The 24,851-nt window shown below is 63.9% G+C and carries 23 protein-coding genes; 11 read left to right on the plus strand and 12 right to left on the minus strand.

Annotated elements, in window-relative coordinates; genetic code table 11:
- Window positions 1–46: 46 nt before the first annotated feature.
- The 4 genes from JOF47_RS17280 to JOF47_RS17295 all read left to right on the plus strand — a co-directional run bounded on the left by JOF47_RS17280 (window position 47) and on the right by JOF47_RS17295 (window position 4,056).
- On the plus strand, window positions 47–460 hold the full coding sequence (locus tag JOF47_RS17280) for an SHOCT domain-containing protein (RefSeq protein ID WP_210000698.1): 414 nt from the start codon (window positions 47–49) through the stop codon (window positions 458–460).
- Between the two features lie 176 nt (window positions 461–636).
- The gene (locus JOF47_RS17285; RefSeq protein WP_210000699.1) at window positions 637–1,362 is read left to right on the plus strand and encodes a CoA transferase subunit A; all 726 of its coding nucleotides are present in this window, start codon (window positions 637–639) and stop codon (window positions 1,360–1,362) included.
- A 27-nt stretch (window positions 1,363–1,389) separates the two neighbouring features.
- Window positions 1,390–2,052 (plus strand): CoA transferase subunit B, encoded by a 663-nt coding sequence (locus tag JOF47_RS17290; protein WP_210000700.1) that lies wholly within the window; start codon window positions 1,390–1,392, stop codon window positions 2,050–2,052.
- 216 nt (window positions 2,053–2,268) lie between these two features.
- Window positions 2,269–4,056, plus strand: coding sequence for an ATP-binding protein (locus JOF47_RS17295; RefSeq protein ID WP_210000701.1), 1,788 nt, complete (start codon window positions 2,269–2,271; stop codon window positions 4,054–4,056).
- A gap of 82 nt (window positions 4,057–4,138) precedes the next feature.
- Here JOF47_RS17295 and JOF47_RS17300 read toward each other — a convergent pair whose 3' ends face one another.
- Both JOF47_RS17300 and JOF47_RS17305 read right to left on the minus strand, forming a co-directional pair.
- Window positions 4,139–5,194: a zinc-dependent alcohol dehydrogenase family protein gene (locus tag JOF47_RS17300; protein ID WP_210000702.1), complete on the minus strand. Its 1,056-nt coding sequence runs from the start codon at window positions 5,192–5,194 to the stop codon at window positions 4,139–4,141.
- Window positions 5,195–5,367: 173 nt separating this feature from the next.
- Complete coding sequence (locus JOF47_RS17305; RefSeq protein ID WP_210000704.1) at window positions 5,368–5,712, minus strand: cupin domain-containing protein; 345 nt, start codon at window positions 5,710–5,712, stop codon at window positions 5,368–5,370.
- 346 nt (window positions 5,713–6,058) lie between these two features.
- Here JOF47_RS17305 and JOF47_RS17310 point away from each other — a divergent pair, with 346 nt between their 5' ends.
- The gene (locus JOF47_RS17310) at window positions 6,059–7,414 is read left to right on the plus strand and encodes a D-serine ammonia-lyase (RefSeq protein WP_210000707.1); all 1,356 of its coding nucleotides are present in this window, start codon (window positions 6,059–6,061) and stop codon (window positions 7,412–7,414) included.
- 98 nt (window positions 7,415–7,512) lie between these two features.
- On the opposite strand, the gene JOF47_RS17315 is transcribed toward JOF47_RS17310, so the two are convergent.
- Window positions 7,513–7,929, minus strand: coding sequence for a hypothetical protein (locus JOF47_RS17315; protein WP_210000708.1), 417 nt, complete (start codon window positions 7,927–7,929; stop codon window positions 7,513–7,515).
- Between the two features lie 1,171 nt (window positions 7,930–9,100).
- Between JOF47_RS17315 and JOF47_RS17320 the strand changes: the two genes are divergently transcribed.
- Window positions 9,101–9,517 carry an SHOCT domain-containing protein gene (locus tag JOF47_RS17320; protein ID WP_342592827.1) on the plus strand — a complete coding sequence of 139 codons (417 nt, stop codon included), beginning with the start codon at window positions 9,101–9,103 and terminating at the stop codon, window positions 9,515–9,517.
- A 301-nt stretch (window positions 9,518–9,818) separates the two neighbouring features.
- Complete coding sequence (locus tag JOF47_RS17325; protein WP_210000712.1) at window positions 9,819–10,916, plus strand: ATP-binding protein; 1,098 nt, start codon at window positions 9,819–9,821, stop codon at window positions 10,914–10,916.
- Between the two features lie 19 nt (window positions 10,917–10,935).
- On the opposite strand, the gene JOF47_RS17330 is transcribed toward JOF47_RS17325, so the two are convergent.
- Window positions 10,936–12,252, minus strand: coding sequence for an ion channel protein (locus JOF47_RS17330; protein WP_210000715.1), 1,317 nt, complete (start codon window positions 12,250–12,252; stop codon window positions 10,936–10,938).
- A gap of 127 nt (window positions 12,253–12,379) precedes the next feature.
- Here JOF47_RS17330 and JOF47_RS17335 point away from each other — a divergent pair, with 127 nt between their 5' ends.
- Complete coding sequence (locus JOF47_RS17335; RefSeq protein WP_210000717.1) at window positions 12,380–13,558, plus strand: AI-2E family transporter; 1,179 nt, start codon at window positions 12,380–12,382, stop codon at window positions 13,556–13,558.
- 144 nt (window positions 13,559–13,702) lie between these two features.
- On the plus strand, window positions 13,703–14,257 hold the full coding sequence (locus tag JOF47_RS17340) for a potassium channel family protein (RefSeq protein WP_210000719.1): 555 nt from the start codon (window positions 13,703–13,705) through the stop codon (window positions 14,255–14,257).
- 421 nt (window positions 14,258–14,678) lie between these two features.
- Here JOF47_RS17340 and JOF47_RS17345 read toward each other — a convergent pair whose 3' ends face one another.
- Complete coding sequence (locus tag JOF47_RS17345; protein WP_342592829.1) at window positions 14,679–15,965, minus strand: glycerophosphodiester phosphodiesterase family protein; 1,287 nt, start codon at window positions 15,963–15,965, stop codon at window positions 14,679–14,681.
- Between the two features lie 115 nt (window positions 15,966–16,080).
- Between JOF47_RS17345 and JOF47_RS17350 the strand changes: the two genes are divergently transcribed.
- Window positions 16,081–17,262 (plus strand): FAD-dependent oxidoreductase, encoded by a 1,182-nt coding sequence (locus JOF47_RS17350; RefSeq protein WP_210000722.1) that lies wholly within the window; start codon window positions 16,081–16,083, stop codon window positions 17,260–17,262.
- A gap of 73 nt (window positions 17,263–17,335) precedes the next feature.
- Here JOF47_RS17350 and JOF47_RS17355 read toward each other — a convergent pair whose 3' ends face one another.
- Genes JOF47_RS17355 through JOF47_RS17370 form a run of 4 tightly spaced genes read right to left on the minus strand, consistent with a single transcriptional unit; the run spans window position 17,336 to window position 21,165 of the window.
- Window positions 17,336–18,616 (minus strand): NAD(P)/FAD-dependent oxidoreductase, encoded by a 1,281-nt coding sequence (locus JOF47_RS17355; protein ID WP_210000725.1) that lies wholly within the window; start codon window positions 18,614–18,616, stop codon window positions 17,336–17,338.
- On the minus strand, window positions 18,613–18,921 hold the full coding sequence (locus JOF47_RS17360; protein ID WP_210000728.1) for a 2Fe-2S iron-sulfur cluster-binding protein: 309 nt from the start codon (window positions 18,919–18,921) through the stop codon (window positions 18,613–18,615). Before JOF47_RS17360 ends, JOF47_RS17355 begins: the two co-directional genes overlap by 4 nt.
- A gap of 4 nt (window positions 18,922–18,925) precedes the next feature.
- The gene (locus JOF47_RS17365) at window positions 18,926–20,173 is read right to left on the minus strand and encodes a cytochrome P450 (RefSeq protein WP_210000731.1); all 1,248 of its coding nucleotides are present in this window, start codon (window positions 20,171–20,173) and stop codon (window positions 18,926–18,928) included.
- A 23-nt stretch (window positions 20,174–20,196) separates the two neighbouring features.
- Complete coding sequence (locus tag JOF47_RS17370; RefSeq protein ID WP_210000733.1) at window positions 20,197–21,165, minus strand: ABC transporter substrate-binding protein; 969 nt, start codon at window positions 21,163–21,165, stop codon at window positions 20,197–20,199.
- Between the two features lie 121 nt (window positions 21,166–21,286).
- Here JOF47_RS17370 and JOF47_RS17375 point away from each other — a divergent pair, with 121 nt between their 5' ends.
- Window positions 21,287–22,162: an IclR family transcriptional regulator gene (locus JOF47_RS17375; protein WP_210000735.1), complete on the plus strand. Its 876-nt coding sequence runs from the start codon at window positions 21,287–21,289 to the stop codon at window positions 22,160–22,162.
- Window positions 22,163–22,313: 151 nt separating this feature from the next.
- Here the strand turns inward: JOF47_RS17375 and JOF47_RS17380 are convergent, their stop codons facing one another.
- The 3 genes from JOF47_RS17380 to JOF47_RS17390 are packed head-to-tail and all read right to left on the minus strand — an operon-like array spanning window position 22,314 to window position 24,770.
- Complete coding sequence (locus tag JOF47_RS17380; protein ID WP_210000736.1) at window positions 22,314–23,177, minus strand: ABC transporter ATP-binding protein; 864 nt, start codon at window positions 23,175–23,177, stop codon at window positions 22,314–22,316.
- Window positions 23,167–23,940: an ABC transporter permease gene (locus JOF47_RS17385; RefSeq protein WP_210000738.1), complete on the minus strand. Its 774-nt coding sequence runs from the start codon at window positions 23,938–23,940 to the stop codon at window positions 23,167–23,169. The genes JOF47_RS17380 and JOF47_RS17385 overlap by 11 nt, the downstream gene beginning before the upstream one ends.
- On the minus strand, window positions 23,937–24,770 hold the full coding sequence (locus tag JOF47_RS17390) for an ABC transporter permease (protein ID WP_210000740.1): 834 nt from the start codon (window positions 24,768–24,770) through the stop codon (window positions 23,937–23,939). Before JOF47_RS17390 ends, JOF47_RS17385 begins: the two co-directional genes overlap by 4 nt.
- Window positions 24,771–24,851 lie beyond the last annotated feature (81 nt).

Raw genomic sequence — 24,851 nt, forward strand, 5'->3', positions numbered from 1 at the left:
TCGTCGGAACCCCGAAAGGATTCCGTAGACCCCAAGGAGGTCACCCGTGGATTTTTGGGAATCGTTCTGGAACATCATCTGGTTCTTCATCTGGTCCTTCTGTTTCATCGCCTACCTGATGGCTCTTTTCAGCATCATTGCTGATCTTTTCAGGGACCGTGAACTCAATGGCTGGTGGAAGGCAGTGTGGCTCGTTACCCTGATCTTCGTGCCATTCATCACCGCACTCGTGTACCTCATCGCCCGTGGCAGGGGCATGGCGGAACGCAGCCACAGGAGTGCCGTTGAATCCAGCTTGGCCACCGAGGAATACATTCGGACGGTCGCCCATGCAAGCCCGAGCGACGAAATCGCCAAGGCCAAGGCCCTCCATGACTCCGGCGCCATCACCGCCGAAGAGTACGAGCACCTGAAAGCCCGGGCCATGGGCACGTCCCCCGCAACCGCGCCGCAGCAGTAGTTGCCGGCAGGAGGGACATCACTGGCATAGGGACCGGCTCGCGGAGTCGGTCCCTATACAGTTTCGGGTGTCGGCCGGCACTACCTGGCACGCCAATATCCCTTCGGGCACGAAACGTGTCGCTGGCTCCGTCCCGGGCCCCAACCACCCAGCGAGAGAACTCCGAGGAAGTGCACATGCAAACGCCACCACGCGGAAAAGTCCACGGCAGCGCGATCGAGGCCATGGCGGACGTCCTGGCCGACGGCATCACCATCGCCGTCGGCGGCTTCGGCCTCAGCGGCATTCCCGTCGACCTGATCAACGCGGTCCGCGACTCCGGTGTCAGGGACCTGACCATCGTCTCCAACAACATGGGCGTCGACGGCAAGGGCCTGGGCGTGCTCATCGACTCCGGCCAGGTCAGCAGGGTGCTGGCCTCCTACGTGGGGGAAAACAAACGTTTTGCCGAGGAGTATCTCTCCGGTGATCTCCAGGTGGAGTTCGTCCCCCAGGGCACCCTCGCCGAACGGCTCCGCGCCGGTGGCGCAGGCATCCCCGCCTTCTACACCAAGACGGGAGTCGGCACCCTCGTCGCCGAGGGCAAGCCGGTCGAGGAATTCGACGGCGAACTTTACGTGCGTGAACGCGGCATCGTCGCTGACCTTGCTCTGGTCCACGCCCACACCTCGGACACCGACGGGAACCTCGTCTACCGGCACACCGCGCGGAACTTCAATCCCGTCGTCGCCACCGCAGGGAAAGTCACCGTCGCGGAGGCGGAGATCATTGTCCCCCTCGGCGGCATCGATCCGAACCACGTCATCACCCCGGGCGTCTATGTGCAGCGCGTTGTCCAGGCCATCGACAAGGTCAAGGACATCGAACAACGCACCGTCCGCCCACGCACCGCCACCAACTGAATTCACGACAAGCAAGGAGCATTCACCATGAGCTGGAGCAGAGACGAGATGGCGTCGATCGCGGCCACGGACCTGAACGACGGGGACTACGTCAACCTCGGCATCGGCATCCCCACGCTTGTCGCCAACCACGTGCCCGAAGGGGTGCGCGTGGTGTTGCAAAGCGAAAACGGGCTGCTGGGCATGGGCCCCTTCCCCTACGAGGGCGAAGAAGACGCAGACCTGATCAACGCCGGCAAGCAAACCGTCACCATGCTGCCCGGGGCCAGCGTCTTCGACTCCGCCACGTCCTTCGGCATGATCCGCGGCGGCCACGTGAAGGTCGCCATCCTCGGTGCGATGCAGGTCTCCGGAGCCGGGGACCTGGCCAACTGGACCATCCCGGGCAAGATGGTCAAGGGCATGGGCGGGGCCATGGACCTGGTCGCAGGCACCCCGCAGGTGATCGTGCTGACCGAGCATGTGGCCAAGGACGGCACTCCCAAGATCCTGCGCGAATGCACCCTCCCGCTGACCGGCGTCCGCGTGGTCAACAAGATCATCAGCGACCTCGCGGTCTTCGACATCACGGATTCGGGAAGCGGCCCCGGACTCGTCCTGACGCACATGGCACCCGGTGTCACCGTCGAGGAACTGCGTGAGAAAACCGAAGCCGAGTTCGCCGTCCAAGACGCGGTAATCAAACATTAATTTCTTCGCAAACTTCGGGCAAAGTGTGGATGTTTCAAACATTAATGTTTGAAACATCCACACCAACAGTCAGCAAACACTGTCGCCCAAAGATTATTCAACGCCATAAAATACTAGTTGACCTGGTACTACACACTTGCAATGTGGTGCACGTCTAACTTTGAAGGTTGCAACTTACATATTGAATGTTTAGACATTACTGCCTATGCTGGGGTCATGGCATGGACTCCCGAGAACCTTCAACTCCTTCTGGCTCGACTTCGCTCGAACGCCGGAGACTTCACCGACACCGAAGTTCGGGGAGCTTCCAAGGGATGCCCGGACCTCAAGGAGACGCTTAGCGCCTTCGGCAACATGCCCGGCGGGGGCACCATCGTCCTCGGGCTGGATGCCGCCAACGGGTTCACCGCGACGGGGGTCGAAGATCCCGGCGCCCTGGAAGCCCTCGTGGCATCGCAGGCACGCACCGCGGTGGTGCCCGAGGTCCAGGTCGCCTTTGAGCGTGTGGACCTCGAGGGCGAAACTGTGGTCATTGCCACGGTCGCCGGAGTTGTCCCGGAGGCACGGCCCTGCCGGACCGTCCAGGGGAACCTCGCCTACCTTCGCCAGCCGGACGGCCAGTACCGGATGTCGGAGCAGGAGGTCCAGCAACTCTTGGCCGCCGGCACCCGCCCGCGGCACGACACCCGCCCGGTCGACGAGACCTCGATAGCGGATCTGGACTCCCAGCTGCGCGACCACTTCATTGCGGTGGCCCGCTCCGCATCGCGCCGCCTGAGCGAGGTATCCGACGAGGAAGTGCTGCGCTTCAAGCGCGTGATAGAACCGCAGGGCAGCAGGTTGACCCTGGCCGGGCTCTACGCACTGGGCAGGTACCCGCAGCAGTTCGAACCGCACTTGTCCATCACCGCCGTCGCCGAACCCGCCACCCGCGGAGAGGTCCGGAACCTCGACCGCGTTGAGTTCGACGGCCCGCTGCCGGAGCTGCTGGACCGCGCCGTGGAATGGGTCCAGCGCAACACCCGCACCGAGATCCGCTTCGGGTCCAACGGGCATGGCCAAGACGAAACCGAAATGCCGATGGTCGCCGTGCGCGAGCTCATCGCCAACGCCCTGGTCCACCGCGACCTGGGGCCGCACACCACCGGCAAGAACGTCCAGATCCGGTTGAGCGGCGACCAGCTGGTGGTTTCAAGCCCGGGCGGCCTCTGGGGGCTGAGCCAGGACCAGCTGGGATGGCCCGGTGCCAAGTCCTCGGTCAACGAGTTCCTGTACGAGATCTGCAAGATGACGCGCACCGCATCGGCGCACCGTGTGGTCGAGGGCGAGGGCGGTGGCCTGCGCGAGGTCCGGCTGGCGCTCCGCGACGCCGGGCTGCGCTGCCCGGGGTTCAACGACAACGGCGTCAGGTTCACGGCGTCCCTCATGCGCGGCACCTCGGTCACCGCAACGGACCGCCTGTGGCTGGGCGAACTGCCCGCCGCTGCGGGGCTCTCGGAAATCCAGAAGCAGCTGCTGATATCGATGCGCCACGGCCGGTCGTGGAACAGCCACATGGTCAACGACGAATTCGGGCTCTTCGGTTCCGCCGAGGCCGGCGGGGAGCTGCAGGGATTGGTCGCCGCGGGGCTGGCCGTCTTGACTGGCAAGAGTTCCTCATTTGCCATGGCACCGGCGCTGGCTCCCGCTGCCGTCAATGTCGCCGCGAACACCGCCGCGGTGAACGGGGCGTCCGCGGGCACGCCGGTTGGACACGACACTGCGGCCTCGAACGCGGCGCCCGCACTGCGTGTTCCCGAGCCGATGAAAACCTCGAAGAACGCCGCGGCGATCCTGCGGGAACTGGGTTCGGATCCCTTGGAGGTTGCAGACATTTCCTCGAAGACCGGGCTGACCGCAAATCAGATCCGCTATGCGCTCTCCCCGTTGCTGACAGCGGGAATCGTCGTCCGCGAGGGCGGGCAGGGGCACAAGGTGACGACCTACAGCCGGGCCGGCGCATAACTCTGGCATGCATGGATCGGCCGGTCGCCTGTGGCAATCGGCCGATCCCGCGGTTCACCCATCTCGTTTGGCTGCCGCCCGGTCAGGCGTTGAGCATGACCTTGAGTGCCTTGGTCTCGGCGGCCCGGGAAAAGGTGTCGTAGGCAGCTTCAATGTCCTGCAGGTTGAAGGTGTGGCTCACGAACCTGTCGACGGCCAGCTTCTTCTGTGCGACGAGTTTGAGCAACGTGGCGGTCGTGTTGGTGTTCACCAGGCCCATGGTGATCGTGACGTTGGAGATCCAGAGCCTGTCGATTGGCAGGTCCACGCCCTTGCCGTGCACGCCGACATTTGCCACGTGCCCGCCGGGCCTGACCAGGTCAAGAACCATGGCAAAGGTCTGTGGAATGCCCACCGCCTCGATGGCAACATCCACCCCCAGCCCGTCAGTCAGGGCAAGCACCTGTTCCTTCCAATCCGCGTCCGTTGACAGCACCCCGTCGGTAGCTCCGAAGGCCTTGGCCTCCTCCAGGCGGTTTGCATCCACATCGATCGCGATGATGCGCGAGGGGCCGTAAAGCTGCGCGGTGGTGACGGCGGCGAGTCCCACGGGACCCACGCCGACTATCGCGACAACGTCCCCGGCTTTCACCGCGCCGTACTGGACGCCGATTTCGTGGCCCGTGGGAAGGATATCGGAGAGCAGCGTACCTTCCTGGGTGCTGACGCCCTCGGGCATCTTGTGCACGGAAGTCTCTGCATAGGGAACGCGCACGTATTCGGCCTGGGTGCCGTCGATCAGGTGACCGAAGATCCACCCAATGCCGGCAGCTCCTTCCTCGCCCAGGCAGTGGGAGAACAGGCCCTGCTTGCAATAGTCGCAACGTCCGCAGGCAGAGATGCATGACAGGATGACCCGGTCTCCCACGGCAAGGTTGGTCACGGCCGAGCCGACCTCGGTTATGGCTCCCACGCCTTCATGGCCGAGGATCCGGCCTGGGGTTACCGCCGGGACGTCGCCCTTGAGGATGTGGAGGTCGGTGCCGCAAATGGTGGTGGTTTCGATCCTGACAATCACGTCGGTGGGCTTCTGTATCTTGGGATTCGGTACTTCTTCCCAGGATTTCTGGTTCGGGCCGTGGTAAACAAGGGCTTTCATATTCTTGGTCCTTAGATTCGGTCAAGTCTGATGCAACACTTGATGCCATCCTCAAGGACGGCTTGGATTCCCCCGCAGATGTCAGCAGTGTATAGCACCGCGAAAGCGGTTGATGGTGTAGGAATCCATCGGATTTCAGCACTTGGCCAGCCCCGGGAGAGGCCGGACCGGGCCTAGTCTTTCCTGACGATATCGACGGAGATCTCCACCGCCGGAATCGTCCCCCGATTCTCCAGCCAGTGCAGGGTCTTCTTATCCTCGGGCCAGCCCACGCCCGGCCCGTAGTCCGTGGCGGCCCCGTCCCTGTGGTCGGTGATCGTTCCCTGCAGGATGTGGACGAGTCCCGGCCTGCCTATGTGGTCGTGAACAGGGCCGAAGACGCCCCCGGGCTCGATGGTCACTTTGCGCATCCGCAGCTGGCGCCCGGTCATGCCCTCGATCTCGGAGCCGAGGTCGACAATGGCCAGGAGCTCCACCGTGACACCCCTCGTCTCGGGTACAGACTCTTCGTTGCCCATCGTCCTCGCCTCTCCCTGCGTCCAGTACTCACATGGTTTGCTTCGGCCCGGGAGGTGTCAAGGTTTTAGGGTGTCTGGACCTGCCCGATCGGGCGATGGGCGGCAAGGCCAGTTCCCGGCGTTGATCAGGCAATACCTGCCGGATCCCGGCATCCGCCGTGTGGTCCCGAGCAGCGGAACGCCAGGAGCGCGGCCGTTCCCATCCGAGGTGCGGCAATGACCTTTAATAGGGCCGCGCCCCGGCCGAAACCCGGGGCGTGGCTGTGACCACCAACTCGCCGGTAGGAAATCATTGCCCTACATTAGGAGGCAAGACAGACCCGAAAGCATGGAGAAACCAGCAGTTATGAACCAGACCCCCGACCTCGAGCAGCTACTCACCGATCCAGTGGTCGCGACCCTGGCCCGCGCCGAAGAGACTGCCTGGTTCACCGCTTCTCCCACCGAAACGGCCGCGGGCATCGAGCAGTCGGGCATCGACCCGGCCATCGTCACCGATGCGCAGGCACGCTTCCTGCGCTTCGCACCCTGGTTCGCCGAGCACTTCCCCGACACCCGCGCCACCCACGGCATCCTCGAATCCGCGCTGGTCGGCATCCCCGACATGCAGGCGGAACTGAGCAGCCGCTTCGGCAAGGAACTGCCGGGCACGCTCTGGGTCAAGCGTGATGATTCCCTGCCCGTTAGCGGCTCGATCAAGGCCCGCGGCGGCATCCACGAGGTGCTGCAGGTCGCCGAACGCATCGCCGTCGAGGCCGGCCTCATGGGCCCGGACGACGACGCCCGCGTGCTGATGACCCCCGCGGTGCAGGACGTGCTCTCGAAGCACGGCATCGCCGTGGGCTCCACCGGCAACCTGGGCCTGTCGATCGGCATCGTCGCCTCCGAGCTCGGGTTCAAGACCACCGTCCACATGTCAATGGACGCACGCGTCTGGAAGAAGGACCTGCTGCGCTCCCGCGGCGTCGAGGTCGTCGAGCACGCGGGCAACTTCTCCGACGCCGTCGAGGCCGGGCGCAAGACCGCCGAGGAAGACCACAGCGTGTGGTTCGTGGACGACGAGGCCTCGCTGATGCTATTCGCCGGCTACTCGGTCGCGGGCGCACGGCTTGCCGGGCAGCTGAAAGCCCTGGACATCACCGTCGATGCGAACCACCCGCTGATCGTGCACCTGCCGTGCGGCGTGGGCGGCGGACCGGGCGGCGTGACCTTCGGGCTCAAGCTTGCCTTCGGGGATGCCGTGCACTGCGTGTTCGCCGAACCGACCCACTCCCCCTGCATGTCCCTGGGCGTGCGCACCGGACTGCACGACGCGATCAGCGTCAACGACATCGGGCTGGACGGCATCACCGCCGCCGACGGCCTTGCCGTGGGACGCCCCTCGCGCCTGGTCGGCGAGCACCTGCAGCAGCTGATCGACGGCTACGTGACCGTCACCGATGAGCGCATGAAGGCGTTCCAGGGACTGCTCCACGACACCGAGGGCATCGACATCGAACCCTCCGCCGCCGCAGGATTCGCGGGCCCCTGGCGGATCCTCGGGGACGAAACCTACCGAGCGGCATTCGGGCTCGACGAAACCCGCATGGCAAACGCCACCCACATCGTGTGGGCCACCGGCGGTTCCATGGTTCCCGCGGCGGAGATGGCCGGCTACGTGGCCGAGGGCCAGCGTCTGGTCAACGAGGTCGTCTGGGGCTAGGCAGCAACCACAGGCAGAGGCCCCGGACCCACGCGGTTCCGGGGCCTCTGCCCTGCTCAAGCGTCGTAAAGACGCCCGTCGCACCGACGGTCATGTGGTTAGCAGCCCAGTTCGTCGTTGAGGTTCTTCTGCGCCGTTTCGACCTGTGCGATGTTGTCGCTGAGGGATGCCTTTGCCTCCGGAACCGTCATGTCCGGGTCGACATCGGAGACAGCCTTGTCCAGGTCGTCCCAGGCCGTTTCAAAGGCGTCCCTGCGATCCTCGCCGACCTTCTCCAACGACTTCTCCAGGTCCGAGTAGGCCGCCTTGACCTTGTCGCGGGCGGCCTGGATCGCGCCAATGTTAGAGCCGCTGTTCAGGGAGGTCTTGACCTCGGCCACCGCCCCAACGAAAGCCGCGTAGGAATCGCACGCGGCCGCCGTGTTTTCCTCGGGCGTCGAGCTGCACGCCGCGAGCGATGCGCCGAGCGCGACGGTCATCGCCAGGGAAGTGAAAAGCTTAGTGGACTTGCGCATTGGTTGCTCCTAATTACTTGTGTGGTGCGAATCGCGGAGGGAGTTCAGGGGCCCAGCAACTGCTTTTGGCCTGTCCGAACTCCAAGTCGCTGAGCAGGCCCTGCTGCTTCAGCTCCCCAAGTTGCTGCAATCTGGAAACGACATCCATCTGCCGTGCTTGCTGTGGGTCGGTGGAGCTCGTGCCGCAGGAGGTGCAACGGGAGGTGCAGTGGGAGTCGCGGCAAGGACCGATTCGAGGACGCAGGGATCAATCCGGTCCCCCTCGAACTCGACGACAAGAATCTCCTCAGACCCGTATTCATACTTTTCCATGGGTAATGCCATCCCTTTCGCCCAGTGCGGCTTGACGACCCTGGCCGGTGAACCCGTCAACCGGTGTCTCGCCGATGTCCAGCAAGTAACTTCCAGTCGGCAGCCCGGGCAAACATTGTTGCGGGAGGCCGCGTTCTCGGGCATCCCGTCACACCCTTTCACGAGGCCAATCAGGTAGCGTGCCCGGTCGACGCGGGATTCCTGATCCATCGGAACGCGGTCCGTCGCCATCACGAAGTCGGTCCCGAACTCGGCGGAGGTTGGCTCATAGCTGCCCGGAACATGGAGCAACCTGTTGGTGCGATGGCCTTTGGGTGTCGATCGCCGCCGGCGACTTGCTGCGGCTCCACAAGCCAGTGCCCGCAGGCTGCTGCGCAATGGCAGTGAGCATGTGATCGAATCCGGCGCGGATAAAATCGTCGACCTATACAGGTTTCGCATCATCGAGGCCTCGGCCTTCCTTAGTCATTTCATGGCCCAGTTAATCGTCGTCCGGATCCACCCGCACTGCATCATCCACAGATGATGATTTAGTTGGCCCCGGGCGAAAACGATCCTTGGCCGTGGCACGGCCTGCGATGTTGTCGAAACGTCAAGGCGGCATCCAATGTTGGCGGCGCCTTCTCGGCCCGCCATGGAGCAAAGAGATTTCCCGTGAGCCCCGAAAACTCACCCCTGATGCCGGCGCCAGGTGCTTCGCCTTTCATCATCACCTTTGGGTGAAATGTCCATCATTTGCCGAACAAGTATGGCCAGACGGCGCCCAAACGCCAAGAATGAGGACCAAGGGGAAATACAGCCAGCACCCCTAACGCCTCGGGGCAACAGGCTCCCGCACGGAACCGGAAGGATTATCACCGTGGACTTTTGGTCAGATTTTTGGAACGTTATCTGGTTCTTCATCACGGCATTCGTTTTCATTGCCTACCTGATGGTGCTTTTCTCGATCTTTGCGGATCTTTTCCGCGACCATGAATTGAATGGCTGGTGGAAGGCGCTTTGGCTCCTAACACTGGTCTTCATCCCGTTCATCACCGCACTTGTCTACCTCATCGCCCGCGGCAAGGGCATGGCCAAGCGCAACCACGAGATTGCGGCACGGAACACCGTCGCGACTGAGGACTACATTCGAACCGTTGCCAACACCAGCCCCAGCGACGAAATCGTCAAGGCCAAGGCACTCCTCGATTCCGGAGTAATCAACGCCGACGAATACGAGGCACTCAAGGGCCGTGCCCTGGGACACGCGTCCGGAGCAGCCTCGCCACAGGTTTAACATTCCTTCGGAGATCCCATTTCACGGGGCTGTCCCTTCCACGGACGGCCCCGTGTTTTGTGGTTTCCCACAAATGGGGCGCCAAGGATTTCGGCACCGAGATGGGCTCCTTCCGCCCGTGCTGTCAGCCATGGGAATCCAAAAAGTGCAGCCCTTCCATGGCGGTGCGAGCGATCATATGGAATTCTCAAGGTGAACCCGGTGCGCTGTGTTCCGCTGCCGCGTTCAAACCCGGATTTTCGATCTTCGGGAACGGTTTCGGAACCCGCGGGATTCGCCAAATGGAAGGCAAGTGAAAACCATGGTTTTTTTGAAGATTGGTTCACCGTTAGGCGACCCCGAGGGTGCTGTGGAGCTTCGTGCCGAACGCTTCAACCGCCACACCTTCTGGTGCGGACAGAGCGGCTCGGGAAAAACCTACGCCCTAGGCGTGGTGCTCGAGCAGTTGCTGCTGCACACCGAACTTCCAATGTTGATCTTCGATCCCAATGCCGATTTCACCCACCTTGACCAAACACGCCCCGAAGCCGGATCCGAGGCCACGCGCGGCATCGCCGACGCCGGCATCCGGGTCCTGGACTCAACCCGCCCCGACGGACCCCAGGTTCGCATTCGGTTCCTTTCCCTGTCCGTCGCTTCCAAGGCAGCAGTCCTGCAACTTGACCCGATCAGGGATGCCGAGGAGTTCAATGTGCTGCTGCACCTCGACTTCGCGGCAACCAACGTCAACGAAGACACCTACACCGACTCGCTGCGTGCCTCCGGCGATCCGGGCCGGGCCAAACTTGCCACCCGCATCGAAAACCTCCAGGTGCTCGAGTGGGAGCTGTGGTCCCGCGGTGGCGGATCCGTCACCGACATCATTGACAGCCGCCCCCGGGCCACGGTTCTGGACCTTGGGGGCTTCAGCCACCCGGACGAACCCAAGGTCGCGGCCTTGGGACTGCTCGAACATCTGTGGACAACCCGCAACGAGCGCCGGCCACTGCTGATCGTCATCGACGAGGCCCACAACCTCTGCTCCCCGAACCCCGTCACTCCCGTGGAACGCGCGCTGACCGAACAACTGATCCAAATCGCCGCGGAGGGACGCAAGTTCGGGCTCTGGCTTTTCCTTTCCACCCAACGGCCCACCAAGATCCACCCGAACGTGCTCTCCCAATGCGACAACCTGGGCCTGATGCGCATCAACGCGCCGCGGGACCTGGCCGAACTTGCCGAGGTCTTCGGCTTTGTCCCCGAGGAACTGCTCCAGCGCTCCCAACAGTTCCGTCAGGGCCAGGGCCTGTTTGCCGGCGGATTCATCGACGCACCCACACTGACGCAGATGCGCGACAGGATCACCCGTGAGGGCGGATCCGACGTAAAGGTCCCGGTTCGGCCGTCATCGACAGCTTGATGCTTCCGGAAAACTACGGCTAGCCTGCGTGGCGTCCGCCGGGTTTCGGCTCTTCCGGTGACTTCGGTTCCTCCGGCAGATGCACAATCATCTCCGGCGCCCGCGCGACCAATAGCCACACCGGAAGCACCACAAAGCAAAGCAGCGGGAAGAGCGTTGTATCCCCGCCAATCACGGCCGCAATAAATATGGCGATCCATCCGTCGCGCGAGACGGCAAGGACCGTGCCCAAGGCACCGCAGCTAATCGCCACGGTCAGCGGGATCTGCGGCATGAGTGCGTGGCACATGAGTCCGGTGGCAACACCGATGAACACTGCGGGGAAGATCCTGCCACCGCGGAAACCGGCAGCGCCCGCGATCACCAGCGCCGCAAGCTTGATGAGAACCATGATGGCGAGTTGCCACGGAGTGAACTCCCCCGCCCGTTGAACGATTTCCACCGTTTGCGTGCTGCCCTTGAAGAGCGTCAACGGGCCGCCCAACACGCCCAGCACGCCCAGGATCAGCCCGCCGAGCGTTGTATAGAGAAGCGGGCTCTTCAAACGCCGGAACAACCCGTGGACCGGCGCAAAAAGCACGGACCCCAGAAGTCCCACAAGGGCCGCGAGACCTGCCACTAGGACGGCCGCGGGGATCAACTCCAACAAGGTGGAAGCCACGGGAGGCGACACCGGCGCCTTGAGTAGCTGTCCCCCGAGCAATACCATCGTCACCGACGCCGTGCTTGCCGAGAGTAGCGGCAGGAAAAGCCTGTCCCACAGCACGCCGCCGCTCTTGGCCGCCGCAACAACACCGGTCAGCACCAGTATCGCGGCCACCGGGGTGCCGAAAAGCGCCCCGATCGTTCCCGCCGCAGAGACCATCATCACGAGCCCGACGTTGATCTGCGGCCAAAAGCGATTGACAAGCGCGAAGACGATCGCCGTGTTGATGCCGATGACCGGTGCCTCCGGGCCCAGGCTCACTCCGCCGGCCAAGCCCAAGGCCGCCACCATGAACACCCCGGGAACCGCAGTCAGAGCCATGGGCGGGGCAACGAGTTCGATGGTTGCCGAGTCCGGGCCTCCGCGCCCGGGGACGAAAGTGACGATCAATCCGATGGCAAAGCCCGTGAAGGACAGGACCGCGAAAATCCACCAACCGGAGTCCGGCGGGATGTTCAGCAGGTGGGGAAGGAACTCCCACAGGAATTCCTCGATGAGGTGGGCGGCTTCGTCCACAAGGAACAAGCCCACCGCGGAAACGACGCCCACGACGATCGCCGGTACCGACAATTGCAGCAACAACCGGACGGATGGAACTTCCTGCTCATCAACAGTGCTCACGATCCACATGCTACCCGAGGGCAAATCACCTTGTCAGTGGTAACGCCCCATGGATTGGTCCGGGCATCGGCGCATCGTTTCCGGCGACCCTTGCAAAGGGTTCCGGTGCAGACCAACCTGAGGATAGAGTCAGGCCATGGATGAGCAAACGGCCGGATCCGCCGGAAAAACGGCGGACGCGCATGCCCCAGAAAGCCTGACCCGCCGCAATTCAAGGCACCAGGCCTCCGGCCCGCGGCGCGGACGCCGTCCAGTCTCCTTGGGGCCGATCCCCGGCATCGGCACGAACCCCATGGGGTGGGGTTTCAGGGTCACCCTCGGTGTGCTCATCGCCCTGCTGTTGGCGGTCTCGCTGGACTCGCTTGCCCCCGTGACATTCAATATCTGTGCCGCGCTGTTCCTTGCGTTGGCCTTGAATCCGCTCGTCGGCATGCTTCGCCGCCGGGGGGTCTCGCGCGGGAAGGCGGTGCTGCTCATAGCGCTTGTCTTTGCCTTGGTGGCCGGGGTCTTCCTGGCTTTCTTCGTGCCATTCGCCATACGGCAGGGCATCGCGCTGGTGCTCTCCATTCCAGCGGGCCTTCAAAGCCTGGCGACCCAGGAATGGGTCTTGGACCTCAATACCCTGACAAACGGCGGGGTCGAGTCGTTCTTGCGGACCTTGGGTGACACCGTGGGCCAGACGGCGTTTTGGGGGTCTGTGGCCGGCGGCGCCCTGCGGCTGGGCGGCACCCTGGTCGGTCTGGTCTCCTCGGCCGTTTTCATCGCCGTGCTGACCCTGTATTTCCTGATGTCGTTGAGGTCCATGAAGCGGGGCTTTTACTCGCTGGTGTCCGCCTCGAAGCGCCACACGACCATCTACCTGACCGAGAAGATCACCGACTCGGTCGGACGATACCTTGGCGGAATGGTGGTGTTGGCCTTTTTCAACGCGCTCTTCAGCCTGTTGCTGCTGACCCTGACGGGGGTTCCCTTCGCCGCCGTGATTTCCTTGGCGGCCTTTTTCATCACGCTGATTCCCTTGATCGGAACCATCCTCACCACGGTTTTCATGACGATCTTTGCCCTGATCAGTTCGCCAACCGCCGGGCTCATCGTGCTGATTTCCATGCTGATCTACATGCAGGTGGAGGCCTACGTCTTGACGCCGAAGGTCATGAGCAAGGCTCTGGAAGTTCCCGGAGCCATCGTGCTGATTTCGGCCACCGCCGGGGCTACGCTCATGGGCCTTCCCGGGGCGCTGATCGCCGTTCCCGCGGCGGCCGCGGGCATCCTCATAGTCCGATACATCGTGGTTCCACAACGCAGCAACCAATGATTCCGGACCGAGCCGACTCTCCCGGACGCAGTGCGGGGAACCGTCGTCCGACGGGGTTCCGCAGTGACGATGGTTGTGGTTATCGTTGTACACGGCGCATTCTGCCCCGCGCATGTCCTTGATATCGAAGGGTCGGAACACGTCATGGCCGTCAAAAAGACGCAAACGGATTTCATGAATCTTGATGCCGGCGGAAGAATCCGTGTTGCGATTCTGGGCGCCCTCCGGATGCTCCTTGTGCTGACGGCTTCGTTTCTTTTCTACTTCCTGATTCCCATCGGCGGGTTCAATGAAAGCAACCCTGCCGCGGCGTGGATCAGGCTCTCCGGCGTGGTCCTGGCATTCCTCACGATCTTGGGCTTCCAGGTGCGGGTCGTGGTTACCGCACGTGTTCCGCAGGTCCAAGCGGTGGAAGCGGTGGTGCAAAGTGTCGTGGTGTTCATACTCCTGTTTGCCTTGCTCTACTTGTCGCTCTCGGCCACCGACACGTCGAACTTTAGCGAACCACTGGACAGGGTCGGCGCCCTCTATTTCACTTCGAGCACGTTCGCCACGGTCGGATTCGGTGACATTACGCCCGTGACATCCTTGGCCAGGGGGCTGGTCTCCATCCAGATGATTGCGGGCCTTGGGGTCCTTGTCATGGTCGCCAAGCTTGCTTTCTTTGCTGCCCGGAAGGGGCTGGGTCGAGAGGTCTAAACGGGGTCCTGCTACTAGTACATCGGTCACATGCCATTGCAGTGCGTGATGCTTAATGAAGACGGATCACAACGGGACCACGCGTTCGCAGGACGCCCATTTGGTGCCCGCGACAGGCACATCATACGTACGCGGCCCTTCGCGCCGATGGACTAAGGCGTGTCTACTGGTACGGCAATCGCCGCGCTCCAGATGGCAATGACCTCCAAAACGACTGCGGACCGGTAGATCAGTGCGAGCTTGTTGTTCGGGCTGAGGGACTACCTCGAAGGAACCGAACTCTCTGGCGGGCCGATCCGTTGCGTCCCGCCCACCCCGGCCAGACGCTTGTCTAGCCCGGCATGCCCGCAATACGGGCAGGCCGCTGGTCCCGGGAAGATCCCGGAACCAGCACCCTGACAGCACCCGACGAGAATCGAGACTAGTTCGCGAAGGTGTCCATCAGCTTTCCCTTGGCGTTCCAGAGCCCGAGCGAGTCGCCGCCGTTGTTCAGCACCCCGACGTTGCCGCCCAGGTAGAAGGCGTCGGCGCTGTTGGTGCCCGGACCCGGGTACACGCGCAGCCGGTCGCCCGGCTCCAGCGTGTAGCCCTCGCCGATGCTCAACATGTTGTTTGCCGCGTCGCGCAGCACGTAGCCGCCGACGTCGATGCTGCGGTTTCCGGTGTTGGCCAGGATGACGTGCTCGCCGGTTTCGGCCTGCAGGTCGTCGCCGGGCATGTCGTTGACCGAATCCGCGATGACCACCCCGTCGTTGGACGGGAAGGGCTTCTGGCCGGCAATGTGGCGCTTCATCTGCTGCGGGAAGTCGCCGGTGATGCGCTCGGCACCCAGCGCCAGCGAAGCGTCCACGGCCGCGGCGGAGTTCACGGTGTAGACGCCCAGGCCCAGGCCGGCGTTCTTGACGCGGGCGGCTCCCGCGGCATCCAGGCCGCGGTAGCTGGTGCCGAAGGAGTCGGCGTAGGTCGCGTAATCGGCCAGGACCGCCTCGCCCGGAACGCTGCCGGTCAGCTGCTGCAGCGGGACCTCCGGGGCCAGGGCGGCGAACTTCTTGTTCGAGGCGACGTCGAAGCCGAGGACCTCGATCTTTCCCGCCCGTTCCAGCTTGCTCCACTTGGCGTCATTGGCCAGCGCATCGGCAACGACCTTTTCCACGCCCGGAGACTTGGCCGGGGACTTGATCTCGATGAACACCCCGGTGTTCCCGGTGACGACGTCGATGACCTCGTCGAAGTGCGGGATCTTCTCCCCTGCGTAGTTGGCGGAGAAGTAGGAACCCGCATCGAGCTGGCGCAGTTCCTTCCAGGTGAAGGAGGTGATCGGGTCGTTCGTGCGGCCCGGGAACACCTCTTCGACGTTGGTGGTGCGTGCCGGGGTTTCGTCGTGGAAGATGAACGGGACGCCGTCGCTGCTGAGCTGGACGTCGAGCTCGACGAAGTCAGCACCGGACTGGCTTCCGGCCTTGAACGCCGCCAGCGTGTTTTCCGGTGCGACGCCACCTGCGCCGCGGTGCCCGACCAGGATCGGTGCGTCATTATTGTTGGCGGTCAGCGGTGCGGCCACGCCGGGTACCGCCATTCCGGCGAGCATGCAGGCGGTCAACGTTCCAAGCGTGAGGTTGCGAAGCTTCATGGTGTGGTTGCTTTCAGTCTCGGGGATGAACACACCCAACACCCTTCCGTGGCCACGCAACGGTTCAGAGAATGCCACGTGAACCGCGCCTTAAGATCTCCTACGCATGGTTTCCGGGCCGTCACAAGCCACGTGAACGCGAACGCCCCGGATAAGCTCGTCAAGAGTCTTAGCGAAGGGGGCGAGCGCCGGAATGGTTGCACGGTTGGATACGGTCGTTGTTGGTGGCGGTGCCATGGGTTCGGCAACCGCATGGGCGCTGGCCGGGCGTGGACGCGAGGTCACCCTGCTCGAGCAATTCGAACCGGGCCACAAGCTCGGCGCCTCGCACGGAACCACCCGCAACCTGAACCTCGGCTATTCAGACCCCACCTATGTGGCAATGCTTTCCGAGGCGCTGGGCCTATGGACGCTGCTGGGCCAACAAAGCGGCACCGAACAAGTCGCCCGGACCGGAACCGTCAACCACGGCGATCCCGCAGCCCAGGCGCAGACCCTGGAGGTGCTCACTCAAGTGGGCATTCGCGCAGAGGAGCTTTCCGCGGCCGAAGCTGGTGAGCGCTGGCGCGGCATCAGGTTCAGAGGGCCAGCGCTGTACATGCCGGACGGCGGACAGCTGAATCCGGACCTGGCGCTGCCCAGCTTCCAGCAGGTTGCGCAGGAGTCCGGAGCGCACATCCGGCACGGTGTACGTCTGGTCGAACTGCGGGTGCTCGCCGATGACGAGGTGCGCCTGGTGCTCGAATCGGCTGCAGGAACCGAAACCGTTCATGCACGAAGCGTCGTAGTCACGGCCGGCGCCTGGACAGGAAAGCTGCTCGGCGCCGAGTACCCACTTCTGCGGATGACCGTCACGCAGGAACAACCGCTGCACTTTGCGCCCGCGAACCGGGACGCCGTGTGGCCCGGCTTCAACCACGCGCTGGTTCCCGGGTCCCCGGGATTTGAGCACGCGTACTCCCCCGTCTACGGGATGCTCACCCCGGGTGAGGGCGTCAAGGCCGGATGGCACGGGACAGGCGCACCCACCGATCCGGACAAGCGGAGCTTCGCATCCGAGCCCTCCCAGCGCCGCGCGCTGCAGGACTATGCGCGGGTCTGGCTTCCGGGCGTGGACGCCGACGCCTTCACGGAGATCAGCTGCACCTACACGAACACCGAGGACGAGGACTTCGTCCTCGACCGCATCGGTCCCGTCGTCATCGGTGCGGGGTTCTCCGGACACGGGTTCAAGTTCACACCTGTCATCGGGAGGATCCTTGCGGACCTGGTCGACGGCAGAGGAACCGCGCCGGCAAAGTTTGCCGCCGCCCGGAAGATCGCCGACACCACGTTCTCCGATCGTCGGTCACGGCTGCCCCGGAACAGCGACTGATTTGTATTAGTCATTGGCCCAAGCGCCGGTCGCCTCAAGACGCCGCTGCCAGGTGGCTGGCACCGGTAAACACCTATATGGATACCGCGACCTGTCCGCCGCGTACGATTTCCATCAACGGGACGCCCACGTCCCACACCACATCGGGCGGCAGCGGGACGCCGGTGCGCAATGCCGTCTTGACCGCCATGAAATCACGCGGATTGTTGATGCAGTCGGCCGCGACCAATTGCTCGCGAAGGTAATACAGCACGCAGAACTTCTCGCTGTCCGGATCCCCGCGCAGGACGGTCCGGTCATGACCGTGCGACAGGCCCGCGATCTGCAGTTTGATGCCGCCCTGGTCGGACCAGAACCACGGAACGGCCGAGTAGGATTCGGTCCCGCCCATGAGCGTGGCCGCGGCGATCCGGGCCTGTTCGATCGCGTTGGGGACGCTCTCCAGCCGGATCCGTTCGATGTCCCCTCGCGGGCCGCCGGGCAACGGCATGTTGGCCATGTCGCCGAGCGCCACGGTTCGCCCGTCCGACGCCACCATGCGCTCGTCGACGTGGACGCCGTTGTCCACGGCCAATCCCAGCCGTTCGGCCAGGCCGGTCTCCGGGACCACGCCGATGCCGATGAGCACCAGGTCCGCCGCGATCTCCTCAAGGTTCCCGGTGGCGTCGCGGACCTGCACGGAACGGACAGATCCGTTCTCGCCGGTGAATCCCGCTATTTCCGCACCGGTGCGCACCTTCGTTCCCCGCCGCTGAACTGCCTGCAGGTAGAACGTGCTGGTGGTTTCGCAAACGGCCCGACCGATGAGCCGGTGGGCGGCCTCCAGGATCGTGACCCGGCAACCGGATTGCCTTGCCGTCTCGGCGACTTCCAACCCGATGAATCCGCCCCCGATGACCACCAGCTTCGCTGACTGCCCCAGGCCTTGCGCCAGGGTCCTGGCGTCCTCCACGCTTCTCAGGTAGTGGATTCCGCCGAGGTCCGCCCCGGGCAGGGACAGCCGCCGCGGGGTGGCCCCGGTCGCCAGGGCAAGGGAAGCAAACCCGATTTTCCGTCCCGTGGAGGTAAGCGCCTTTCCCGCGCTGTCAGATTCCCAGACCAGGCCGTCAACGGATTCACCGCAGGCAACGGTGATGTCTTGCTGCGCAAACCACGTCGAATCGCGCAACAACAGCTTGCCCGCGTCCGACGGGTCCTTGAGGAAACCCTTGGACAGCGGCGGGCGTTGGTAGGGGGCATGGCGTTCGGCCCCGATCATGGTGATCGGGCGGTCGTCCCCCGCGGCGCGCAGTGCAGTGGCCAGCTCGACGCCTGCCTGCCCCGCACCGACGATCAGCGTTCCGCCGATGCTCATGTTTGGGTTTCCGGGATCCTGACGCGCAACCCGTCAACGGCCGGGAGCTGGCACGACAGCCGGCTGTCGGCGCCGCGTTCCGCTGCCGTGCAGTCGAGCATCTCATCCTCCGCGTCCGCGACCTCGGGCAGTCCCGGGATCTGGGCAACGTAGACGTGGCATGTTGCGCACATGGCGTTGCCGCCGCATTCGGCCACGATGCCGGGGACGTTGTTCAGCACCGCGGTGCGCATGACGCTGTCCCCCGGTTTCGCGAGGATCGTTGATTCACTGCCGTCGGCGTGCTCGTAAACAATGGTTGTCATCGTCCTAGCCCTTCTGCTCCTCGGTTGCCGGGGTCAGCCGCAGCGGGAGTCTTTCCAGCCCGCGTAACGTGTTGTTGAGTTGGATTTCCGCCTCCCCCGTCATTTCAATCTTGTCGACAAGGCGGGCCAGGGAGTTGAGCACGCATTCCCCTTCCAGCCGGGCCAGCATCTGTCCCAGGCAGGCGTGGATGCCGAACCCGAAGCCCACGTGTCCGTTGGCGCGCCGCATGATCTCGAAGTCATCCGGGTTTTCCCACTCGCGGGGATCCCGGTTGGCCGCAGCCAGGAACATCAACACCTTGGAACCCTCGGGGATCGAAATCCCTCCGATTTGGGTGTCCTCGTTGGCGGTGCGGAAGAACGTCTGGACGGGGGCGGCATGCCGCACGGTTTCTTCGAAGGTGGCACGGGCCCGCGTGGGGTCGGCCTTGAGGAGCTCGAACTGTCCGGGGTTGGCGGCCAGCGCATGCAACGCCGATCCGATGCCGTGCACCGTGGTGTCCACCCCGGCGGAGAGGAACGAGCGCAACAGCCTGGCTTGTTCGTCCTCGGTGTAGCCCACGGCGGCTGCCTCCGCGTGGACCTGCGCACCGAATCCGCCGGGGGCCGGACGGCCCGGGGCGCATTGCTCCATGATCCACACGGCGGCCTTGGAGCCCTTCTCCAGTGCTTCCTCGTAGAGCCGGTTGATCGGACCGAAGGTGTTGAAGACCATTGACCCGTAGGGCAACAGGTTTTCGCGCCCGTCCTTGTCCAGACCCACCCAGTCGGGGAAAACCTCCAACGGGTAGCGCTCGGCCAGGTCCTTGACCCCGTCGATGTGCCCCCGGGCGGCAACCTCCACCACGACGGTGTCCGCGTGCGCCTGGAACGATTCCTTGAGCGAACGGATGAGTTTCGGGTTCATGATCCGGGTGACCACGGCACGGGCTTCGGTGTGTTCCGGCGGATCGGCTTCGAGGAGCAGCGAAGGCGGGCGCCAGGGCTTGTTCTTGGCGAAATCGCTGATGCCCACACCGCGTGAGGAGACGAAGATTGCGTGGTTGGCCAGGACCTCTGAGACTTCCTTGTACCGGGCAACCGCATAGATCCCGTAGCGTTCAAGCCACACCACGGGGCCGGCATCACGCATGGCCGCATGTCCAAGGTAGGGGTCGGTCAGGAAGTAATCGCTGAAGGGATCCAGGTCAAGTCCGGGGACACCCTCCGGGGCGATGGTCCACGTTGTTTCGGCAGGCAATGCGTTGCTCATGATTGATGGTGATCCTTTCTCTGCTATTCGTTCGGCAACAGGGTGCCGACGTCCAACGGCTTGTCGATGATGCCGTACTTGTGCATCAGCTCCGCGGCCTTGGCAAGCTGGTCATTGTCGATGTCGCTGGTGAATTTGGGCATTTCGATTTGCTTCACGACTTCGGCCGTGACCTTGGTGAAGGTCGGCACCAGCTTCACCAGTTCGTCCCTGTTGTCCTGCAATTCCTTCGCCGATTCGCCGATGGAAGCCTTGAAGGCCTTGATCGCCTCGGGGTTTTCCTTGGCGAATTTCTCCGTGGTGATCCAGCCGGCCACCGGCATGTCGGCCACCGGACCGTCGAAGAGGTTCCCGATCTTGGTGAACCCGTTGGTCTTGGCGCTCGCCTGGAAGGGCTCGACCTGCCAGATCGCGTCGGTGTTGCCGCTGTCCAGCGCCGCCTGCATGTCCGGGTACGGCATCTCGATGATCTCCACGTCGCCGCGCTGCAGGCCTGCTTCCTCCAGCAGGGAGGTGATGGCGATCGTGCCGATGTTCTGGAGGTTGTTCACCGCGAACTTCTTGCCCTTCAAGTCGGCAATGGACTCGATTCCCGAGTCCTTCTTGACGAAGATCCCGTGGTCTTCGACGCCGACGTCGTTTCCGGAGATGATGGTCAGCGGGATGCCCTTGTGTTTTGCAAGCAGGACTGAGGTGTAGTTCGTGTAGGTGACATCGATGTTCCCGGAGACCAGCGTCGGGATGGCAGTGGCTCCGCCCTGGGTTTGCACCAGTTCGACGTTGATGCCGTTCTTGGAAAAGACCCCCGCCTCGGATGCGTGGACCGCGGTCGCGGTGTGGACCAGCGGGAAGTACCCGACCTTTACCGTGGCGGCCCCGGGTTCGGCGGCGCCGGCCCCGGCATTGGTGCCCGCACAAGCGGTGGCGGTCAGGAGGAGAGCGAGGGCGCCTGCGCCCAGAAGTGCGCGACGGGTGGGAGTCGAAGAAAGCATCGTAGTCCTTTCAGCACGGTCGGCGGGAAACCGCCGGATCACGCTCAACTGTGATCCATGTCACACTATGCTGGAAGGTGTTTTTCCGTTCATAGGAAAAACGAACCGGACAGGAGTGGAAGTGGCCAATTCATCGGCGGGTCGATCCTCGTTGAGTCGAGCCATACAGCTGCTCGCGGCCTTCGACGTCGATGCCCTGTTCCTGACGGTGTCCCAGCTGGCGGCCCGATCCGGCCTTTCGCTGACGACCACCCACCGGCTGCTCGGCGAACTGGTCGAGACCGGGTTGCTGGAACGGCAACCAGACAAGAGCTACCGCCTGGGCGTGCGGCTCTGGGAGCTGGCCGCCAAGACCCCGGGCGCCGTCGGCCTGCGCGAAATAGCCAGGCCGCACCTGAACGCCGTGCATGCCCGGGTCAGGCAGCATACGCAGCTGGCTGTGCGCGACGGCCACGAGGTGATTTTCCTGGACCGAGTGTCGTTCCCGCAGGCGGTGGTGAACTACACGCTCATCGGTGGCAGATTGCCGTTGCATGCTTCAAGCAGCGGGCTGGTGCTGCTGGCGCATGCACCGACAGAGTTCCAGGAGGAAATGATCGATTCCGACTTGTTCGCCTACACACCGGAAACCGTGCACATGCCCTCCGCGCTGCGCGGGCTCCTGCAAAATGTGCGGCGGGACGGTCACGCCGTGGGCAACGGCTACATCCACGCCGATGCGCGCGGCATTGCGGTGCCCATTCGCGGGGTGAACCAGGACGTCATCGCGGCCTTGAGCGTGGTGGTGCCCAACGACGAGACCGCGGTAGCACCCGTCGTCACCCTGTTGGCCGCCGCATCCCGGGCCATTTCACGGGATTTGCTTGCCGCCTACACTGACGACGGGGAGGGTACCTTTCGGGTGCTGGTGCGCTCCAGCGAACGATCGATGGCCGCCCTGCCCTCGATTCCCAAGATCACCCCGGAACCGACGGGCGTGCACCACAAGTCATCTTGACGCGTTGACCGCACCCGCACGGCACGTGAAACCGGCACTCCACGCGGGCCGGCCCGGCTCAACGACCACCCTGCGAAAAACGCCGTTGCCCGCCTCGGCCCCTTGATGGGCGGAGGCGGGCAACGGCGTCATCGAATGGAACAGGGCCCGGCTACTTGGCGACCATGGTGATGGCTTCCTCCGGGCGGTGCCCCTGCTTGGCCTTCTGGATTTCCGCGTACACGTGGTGGCGCAGCTCGGTGAAGCGCGGCAGCGACCGGGTTTCCAGCTGGTCGCGCTCGGCCGGCAGGTCGATCACGATGTCTTCCTGCACCACGGTGGGCGAGGAGGAGAGGATGATGACGCGCTCGCCCAGGTAGATGGACTCGTCGATGTCGTGGGTGACAAACAGGACGGTGACGCCGAGCTTCTTCCAGACGCTGCGGATCAGGTCCTCGAGGTCCGCGCGGGTCTGTGCGTCGACGGCGGCGAACGGCTCGTCCATCAACAGCACCTCGGGTTGGTAGGCGACGGCGCGGGCGATCGCCACGCGCTGCTGCATGCCGCCGGAGAGCTGCCACGGGTAGGACTTGGGCACGTGGGCCAGACCCACGGCCTCCAGCGCCTGCTCGACCAGCACCTTGCGCTCGTTCTTGGGCACGCCGGCGTTCTTCAGCGGCAGCTCGACGTTCTCGGCCACGCGGAGCCAGGGGAACAGCGAACGACCGTACTCCTGGAACACCACTGCCATCTTCTTCGGCGGGCCGGTGATGACCTGGCCGTCCAGGCGCACCTCGCCCTCGGTGGAAGCGAGCAGGCCGGCAATGCACTTGAGCAGTGTGGTCTTGCCGGAGCCCGAGGGGCCGACCAGGCAGACCAGCTCGCCGCGGCCCAGATCGAAGGTCAGGTTGCGGACGGCCTCGATGTCGCCGGCGTCCGTGCGGTAGACCTTCTTCAGGTTGCGCACCGACAGTAGTGCCTCGCCATCGGGAAGCGTGCGCCCGCCGGCGTGGGACGTTGGGTTTTCAGACTGCATTTTCAACCTCTTTCAGGCCGTGGTACCAACGCAGGACGCGTCGTTCACACCATTGGAAGATAAAGGACAAGGCCACGCCGATCAGGCCCAGCACCACGATGCCTGACCACATTTCCGGCACGGCGAAGGAACGCTGGAATTGCACGATCGTGAACCCCAGCCCGGAGGACGAGGCAAACATTTCGGAGATCACCATGAGGATCAGGCCGATGGACAGGCATTGGCGCACCCCGGCCATGATGGTCGGGGTTGCCGAGGGCAGCACCTGGTAGCGGATACGGTTGAAGCCGGAGATCCCGTAGGAGCGGGAGGTTTCGTTTTGCACCGGGTCGATGGAGCGCACGCCCTCGATGGTGTTCAGCAGCACCGGCCAGATGCAGCCGGAAATGATCACCGCGATCTTCATGCCGTCGTTGATGCCCACCAGCAGCATCAGCACCGGCACCAACACCGGCGGCGGCAGCGCCCGGAAGAACTCGAAAACCGGCTCGGTGAGCGCACGCATGGTGCGGTTCAACCCGACGGCCAGGCCCAGGCCGATGCCCAGCACAATCGCGGCCAGCACGCCCACGACCAGGCGGATCACGCTCGGCAGCACGTCGGTGACCAGGCGCTCGCCCATCCACGTCTCGACGAACGTTTCGGCGAGCTGAGCCGGGGTCGGGACAAAGAAGTTCGCGGCACCGGAGGTGGCAATCCACCACCAGGCCAGCAGGATCAGCGGCAGGCCCAGCAGGTAGCCGATGGATTTTAGCGTTTTCATGGCGTTGCCTCCCCACGGACGGACGGATGCCAGGACAGCACACGTTTTTCAACAACACGTGTGACCACGTTGATCAGCACACCGAGGAACCCGGTTGCCAGAATCAGCGCATACATCCCGGCGATGGCGCCGCCGGACTGGGCCAGCGTGATCTCGTTGCCCAAGCCGGGGGAACCAATGAGCAGTTCGGCGGTGATGGCAAGGATCAGGGCCACCGATGCGGCAAGTCGGATGCCCGTCATCAGGTAGGGAAGCATGGTCGGGAAGACCACGTCCCGCACCCGCTGCCAGTGGGAGAACCCGTAGGAGCGGGCCGTCTGCATGGCGACGTTGTCCACGTCGGCAACGCCGTACAGCACTTGGATCAGCACCTGCCAGAAGCAGGCGTAGATGATCAGCAACAGCGAGGACTCGATCTTCATCCCGAACAGCAGCACGGCCAACGGGATCAGCGCGACCGAGGGAATCGGGCGTAGGAACTCGATGGTGGAGTTCGTGAAGCGGCGCAGGAACGGCGACATGCCAATGAGCAATCCCAGCACCAGCGCAAGGACCACGGCAATGGCAAGGCCTATGGCCCAGGCGGTCATGGTGTCACCTACGGCAACCCAGAAGGCGGTCAGGCCCAGATCCAAGGCCAGGGCCGCCAGGACCTCGGAGGCCGGCGGCAGGTACTTCGCATTCACGATCCCCAGCACCGGCAGCAGTTCCCAGGCACCCAGGAACACCAGGACGCCGATGAGTCCAAGGACTGCCTTGGGTGTTTGGCGGGGCCTTGTCGTGGCGGCCTTGTGCCCGCCAACAACTTGTTCTTCAGCGATTTGGGTCATTGCGGAAGCAATTCGTCGGGGCTCGCTGGCGTGCGGATGCCCAACGCCGTCAGTGCACGTGAGGGTTTCTTTCGCATGTCG

It is taken from the genome of Paeniglutamicibacter kerguelensis (assembly GCF_017876535.1).
GTDB lineage: Bacteria > Actinomycetota > Actinomycetes > Actinomycetales > Micrococcaceae > Paeniglutamicibacter > Paeniglutamicibacter kerguelensis.

Bases quoted from the DNA above. Each gene is read 5' to 3' on its own strand.
- JOF47_RS17340 (WP_210000719.1), top strand. From the start codon at position 13,703: ATGGCCGTCAAAAAGACGCAAACGGATTTCATGAATCTTGATGCCGGC.
- JOF47_RS17365 (WP_210000731.1), bottom strand. From the start codon at position 20,173: ATGAGCAACGCATTGCCTGCCGAAACAACGTGGACCATCGCCCCGGAG.
- JOF47_RS17370 (WP_210000733.1), bottom strand. From the start codon at position 21,165: ATGCTTTCTTCGACTCCCACCCGTCGCGCACTTCTGGGCGCAGGCGCC.
- JOF47_RS17335 (WP_210000717.1), top strand. From the start codon at position 12,380: ATGGATGAGCAAACGGCCGGATCCGCCGGAAAAACGGCGGACGCGCAT.
- JOF47_RS17310 (WP_210000707.1), top strand. From the start codon at position 6,059: ATGAACCAGACCCCCGACCTCGAGCAGCTACTCACCGATCCAGTGGTC.
- JOF47_RS17390 (WP_210000740.1), bottom strand. From the start codon at position 24,770: ATGACCCAAATCGCTGAAGAACAAGTTGTTGGCGGGCACAAGGCCGCC.
- JOF47_RS17290 (WP_210000700.1), top strand. From the start codon at position 1,390: ATGAGCTGGAGCAGAGACGAGATGGCGTCGATCGCGGCCACGGACCTG.
- JOF47_RS17315 (WP_210000708.1), bottom strand. From the start codon at position 7,929: ATGCGCAAGTCCACTAAGCTTTTCACTTCCCTGGCGATGACCGTCGCG.
- JOF47_RS17355 (WP_210000725.1), bottom strand. From the start codon at position 18,616: ATGAGCATCGGCGGAACGCTGATCGTCGGTGCGGGGCAGGCAGGCGTC.
- JOF47_RS17380 (WP_210000736.1), bottom strand. From the start codon at position 23,177: ATGCAGTCTGAAAACCCAACGTCCCACGCCGGCGGGCGCACGCTTCCC.
- JOF47_RS17385 (WP_210000738.1), bottom strand. From the start codon at position 23,940: ATGAAAACGCTAAAATCCATCGGCTACCTGCTGGGCCTGCCGCTGATC.
- JOF47_RS17360 (WP_210000728.1), bottom strand. From the start codon at position 18,921: ATGACAACCATTGTTTACGAGCACGCCGACGGCAGTGAATCAACGATC.
- JOF47_RS17295 (WP_210000701.1), top strand. From the start codon at position 2,269: ATGGCATGGACTCCCGAGAACCTTCAACTCCTTCTGGCTCGACTTCGC.
- JOF47_RS17285 (WP_210000699.1), top strand. From the start codon at position 637: ATGCAAACGCCACCACGCGGAAAAGTCCACGGCAGCGCGATCGAGGCC.
- JOF47_RS17325 (WP_210000712.1), top strand. From the start codon at position 9,819: ATGGTTTTTTTGAAGATTGGTTCACCGTTAGGCGACCCCGAGGGTGCT.
- JOF47_RS17300 (WP_210000702.1), bottom strand. From the start codon at position 5,194: ATGAAAGCCCTTGTTTACCACGGCCCGAACCAGAAATCCTGGGAAGAA.
- JOF47_RS17330 (WP_210000715.1), bottom strand. From the start codon at position 12,252: ATGTGGATCGTGAGCACTGTTGATGAGCAGGAAGTTCCATCCGTCCGG.
- JOF47_RS17305 (WP_210000704.1), bottom strand. From the start codon at position 5,712: ATGGGCAACGAAGAGTCTGTACCCGAGACGAGGGGTGTCACGGTGGAG.
- JOF47_RS17350 (WP_210000722.1), top strand. From the start codon at position 16,081: ATGGTTGCACGGTTGGATACGGTCGTTGTTGGTGGCGGTGCCATGGGT.